General features: G+C 59.5%; 3 rRNA genes. All 3 read right to left on the reverse strand.

Annotated features, from left to right (window positions below):
- Position 1: 1 nt before the first annotated feature.
- Positions 2-118: ribosomal RNA gene (rrf, locus tag ACI794_RS20705) — 5S ribosomal RNA — on the reverse strand.
- A 115-nt stretch (positions 119-233) separates the two neighbouring features.
- Positions 234-3,360, reverse strand: a 23S ribosomal RNA gene (locus ACI794_RS20710).
- Positions 3,361-3,818: 458 nt separating this feature from the next.
- Positions 3,819-5,335, reverse strand: a 16S ribosomal RNA gene (locus ACI794_RS20715).
- The 16S, 23S and 5S rRNA genes sit together here, the layout of an rRNA operon.
- Positions 5,336-5,372: the final 37 nt, after the last annotated feature.

Here is a 5,372-nt window from a genome sequence, read left to right on the forward strand (position 1 = left end):
TGTCCGGCGGCGTCCTACTCTCCCACCCCGTCTCCAGGGCAGTACCATCGGCGCTGAGAGGCTTAGCTTCCGGGTTCGGAATGTTGCCGGGCGTTTCCCTCTCGCCATGGCCGCCGTAACTCTGTGAACGTGTGAACCATTCGGCTGGTTCGTGCGTTCAGAACCGCACAGTGGACGCGAGACATTGTCTTCGTTGACGACCTGGCACACAGGGTCCCGGTGGGGAGGTGTGTGTGGTCAAGCCCTCGGCCTGTTAGTACCGGTCAGCTCCACACCTTGCGGTGCTTCCACTTCCGGCCTATCAACCCGCTGGTCTGGGCGGGGGCCTTACCCGGTTGACCCGGTGAGAGACCTCATCTTGAAGCGAGCTTCCCGCTTAGATGCTTTCAGCGGTTATCCCTGCCGAACGTAGCTAACCAGCAGTGCACCTGGCGGTACAACTGGCACACCAGAGGTTCGTCCGTCCCGGTCCTCTCGTACTAGGGACAGCTCTTCTCAAGTCTCTTACGCGCACGGCGGATAGGGACCGAACTGTCTCACGACGTTCTAAACCCAGCTCGCGTACCGCTTTAATGGGCGAACAGCCCAACCCTTGGGACCTACTCCAGCCCCAGGATGCGACGAGCCGACATCGAGGTGCCAAACCATCCCGTCGATATGGACTCTTGGGGAAGATCAGCCTGTTATCCCCGGGGTACCTTTTATCCGTTGAGCGACACCGCTTCCACATGCCGGTGCCGGGTCACTAGTCCCAGCTTTCGCTCCTGCTCGACCCGTCGGTCTCGCAGTCAAGCTCCCTTGTGCACTTGCACTCGACACCTGATTGCCAACCAGGCTGAGGGAACCTTTGGGCGCCTCCGTTACATTTTGGGAGGCAACCGCCCCAGTTAAACTACCCACCTGACACTGTCCCTGATCCGGATCACGGACCGAGGTTAGACATCCAATTCGACCAGAGTGGTATTTCAACGGCGACTCCACGAACACTGGCGTGCCCGCTTCGCAGTCTCCCACCTATCCTACACAAGCCGAACCGAACACCAATATCAAGCTATAGTAAAGGTCCCGGGGTCTTTCCGTCCTGCCGCGCGTAACGAGCATCTTTACTCGTAGTGCAATTTCGCCGAGCCTGTGGTTGAGACAGCTGAGAAGTCGTTACGCCATTCGTGCAGGTCGGAACTTACCCGACAAGGAATTTCGCTACCTTAGGATGGTTATAGTTACCACCGCCGTTTACTGGCGCTTGAGTTCTGAGCTTCGCCTTGCGGCTAACCCGTCCCCTTAACGTTCCAGCACCGGGCAGGCGTCAGTCCGTATACATCGTCTTACGACTTCGCACGGACCTGTGTTTTTAGTAAACAGTCGCTTCTCACTGGTCTCTGCGACCCCCTCCCGCTGCCCCACGCTAGGTGGTTCACGGGCTGGGGCCCCCCTTCTCCCGAAGTTACGGGGGCATTTTGCCGAGTTCCTTAACCACAGTTCGCTCGATCGCCTCGGTATTCTCTACCTGACCACCTGAGTTGGTTTGGGGTACGGGCCGCTCGGAACTCGCTAGAGGCTTTTCTCGGCAGCATAGGATCATCCAATTCGCCTCAATCGGCTATGCGTCGGGCCTCACCCTGTGTGTCCGACGGATTTACCTATCGGACGGGCCACACCCTTGCACCGGTACTACCACTCACCGGTAGGACTACCTTCCTGCGTCACCCCATCGCTTGCCTACTACCAGTCCGGGTCCCCAGCTTCCCCGGATCACCTCACAAGTGAGGATCACCGGCGTCGGTGGGTTAGCATCGCTGGGTTCAGCATGGGCGTTCCTTCGCGGGTACGGGAATATCAACCCGTTGTCCATCGACTACGCCTGTCGGCCTCGCCTTAGGTCCCGACTCACCCTGGGCGGATTAGCCTGGCCCAGGAACCCTTGGTCTTCCGGCGGGGGAGGTTCTCACTCCCCTCTCGCTACTCATGCCTGCATTCTCACTCGTGTGGCGTCCACGGCTGGATCACTCCGCCGCTTCCACCGCCACACGACGCTCCCCTACCCATCCACACACCTGGCCGGCCCTCCGAGGAGAACCGACGGGTTGTTGTGTGAATGCCACGGCTTCGGCGGTGTGCTTGAGCCCCGCTACATTGTCGGCGCGGAACCACTTGACCAGTGAGCTATTACGCACTCTTTCAAGGGTGGCTGCTTCTAAGCCAACCTCCTGGTTGTCTCTGCGATCCCACATCCTTTTCCACTTAGCACACGCTTAGGGGCCTTAGCCGATGATCTGGGCTGTTTCCCTCTCGACTACGAACCTTATCGCCCGCAGTCTCACTGCCACGCTCTCACTTACCGGCATTCGGAGTTTGGTTGACGTCAGTAACCTTGTGGGGCCCATCGGCCATCCAGTGCTCTACCTCCGGCAAGAAACACGTGACGCTGCACCTAAATGCATTTCGGGGAGAACCAGCTATCACCGAGTTTGATTGGCCTTTCACCCCTACCCACAGCTCATCCCCCAGGTTTTCAACCCTGGTGGGTTCGGTCCTCCACGCGGTCTTACCCGCGCTTCAACCTGGCCATGGGTAGATCACTCGGCTTCGGGTCTAGAGCACGCGACTGGAACGCCCTGTTCGGACTCGCTTTCGCTACGGCTACCCCACACGGGTTAACCTCGCCACGTACCGCTAACTCGCAGGCTCATTCTTCAAAAGGCACGCAATCACCCCGGCCCCGAAGGGCCTAAGGCTCTCACGGCTTGTAGGCACACGGTTTCAGGTACTATTTCACTCCCCTCCCGGGGTACTTTTCACCTTTCCCTCACGGTACTTGTCCGCTATCGGTCACCAGGGAGTATTCAGGCTTAGCGGGTGGTCCCGCCGGATTCACACCGAATTTCACGGGCTCGGTGCTACTTGGGAAACAAGTTCGGGAGGGACTGCGTTTTCGTGTACGGGGCTCTCACCCTCTACGGCGACCCTTTCCAGAGGCCTTCCACTAACACAAGTCCTTTATGACTCCCCGCATCCCCGGCAGGAGATGCAGAACTGTCCCACGACCCCGACCACACAACGCCTGCCGGCTATCACATGCGATCGGTTTAGCCTCTTCCGCTTTCGCTCGCCACTACTCACGGAATCACTGTTGTTTTCTCTTCCTGTGGGTACTGAGATGTTTCACTTCCCCACGTTCCCTCCACACGCCCTATGTGTTCAGGCGCGGGTCACACCACATGACTGGTGCGGGGTTCCCCCATTCGGAAATCCTCGGATCAACGCTCGGTTGACAGCTCCCCGAGGCTTATCGCAGCCTCCTACGTCCTTCATCGGCTCCTGGTGCCCAGGCATCCACCGTGTGCCCTTAACAACTTGGCCACACAAAAATCCCGCCCCACACCCCCGGAAGGAAGCGTGCAGCGGGCCTACAACACTTGAACTCTGCTACCAGAGTCAGAAGATGCTCGCGTCCACTGTGCAGTTCTCAACGTACGACCAGCCACCGGTCACCCGACCCCACCAGCCCCGCCCCACCCATCCGAAGACGGAGGAGACAGCGGTATGAGATGCAGACCGGCCCTGACGAAGAAACGGTCACCCGCTCCCTCAGGACCCAACAGCGTGCCTACGACCGGTCACCCCCCACCACCCCCCTCCACGCACACACCAGGTGTGTGCAGTACTAGGGGCAGCACCAGGCTGCCGGCCGAACTGGTCAGCGTTCCACCCTCGAGCACCACCCCAGGAACCTGCGACCCACCGGAGATGGCGGACCGTCCTGCCCTGAGCGCGGCTCTGCACCACCCCCACGCGGGAGGCGGTGACATGCTCCTTAGAAAGGAGGTGATCCAGCCGCACCTTCCGGTACGGCTACCTTGTTACGACTTCGTCCCAATCGCCGATCCCGCCTTCGACGGCTCCCTCCACAAGGGTTGGGCCACCGGCTTCGGGCGTTACCGACTTTCGTGACGTGACGGGCGGTGTGTACAAGGCCCGGGAACGTATTCACCGCAGCGTTGCTGATCTGCGATTACTAGCGACTCCAACTTCATGGGGTCGAGTTGCAGACCCCAATCCGAACTGAGACCGGCTTTTTGGGATTCGCTCCACCTCGCGGTATCGCAGCCCTTTGTACCGGCCATTGTAGCATGTTTGCAGCCCTAGACATAAGGGGCATGATGATTTGACGTCATCCCCACCTTCCTCCGAGTTGACCCCGGCAGTCTCCTATGAGTCCCCACCATCACGTGCTGGCAACATAGAACGAGGGTTGCGCTCGTTGCGGGACTTAACCCAACATCTCACGACACGAGCTGACGACAACCATGCACCACCTGTGCACGGCCCTTACGGACCCCCCATCTCTGGAGGATTTCCGTGCATGTCAAGCCTAGGTAAGGTTCTTCGCGTTGCATCGAATTAAGCAACATGCTCCGCCGCTTGTGCGGGCCCCCGTCAATTCCTTTGAGTTTTAGCCTTGCGGCCGTACTCCCCAGGCGGGGCGCTTAATGCGTTAGCTGCGGCACGGAGACCGTGGAATGGCCCCCACACCTAGCGCCCAACGTTTACGGCGTGGACTACCAGGGTATCTAATCCTGTTCGCTCCCCACGCTTTCGCTCCTCAGCGTCAGTTTCGGCCCAGAGACCCGCCTTCGCCACCGGTGTTCCTCCTGATATCTGCGCATTTCACCGCTACACCAGGAATTCCAGTCTCCCCTGCCGAACTCAAGTCCGCCCGTATCGACTGCAGGCCTGAGGTTGAGCCTCAGGTTTTCACAGCCGACGCGACGAACCGCCTACGAGCTCTTTACGCCCAATAATTCCGGACAACGCTTGCACCCTACGTATTACCGCGGCTGCTGGCACGTAGTTGGCCGGTGCTTCTTCTGCAGGTACCGTCACTTGCGCTTCGTCCCTGCTGAAAGAGGTTTACAACCCGAAGGCCGTCATCCCCCACGCGGCGTCGCTGCGTCAGGCTTTCGCCCATTGCGCAATATTCCCCACTGCTGCCTCCCGTAGGAGTCTGGGCCGTGTCTCAGTCCCAGTGTGGCCGGTCACCCTCTCAGGCCGGCTACCCGTCGTCGCCTTGGTAGGCCACTACCCCACCAACAAGCTGATAGGCCGCGGGCCCATCCCCAGCCGATAAATCTTTCCACCACCAGACCATGCGGTCAGCGGTCATATCCGGTATTAGCCCCAATTTCTTGGAGTTATCCCAGAGCCAGGGGCAGGTTGCCCACGTGTTACTCACCCGTTCGCCACTGATCCCCACCGAAGCGGTTCACCGTTCGACTTGCATGTGTTAAGCACGCCGCCAGCGTTCGTCCTGAGCCAGGATCAAACTCTCCGTAGATGATTTGATACCGGCTGAGAACCGCGAGCTGACACTC

The organism is Blastococcus sp. SYSU DS0541 (genome assembly GCF_054050875.1).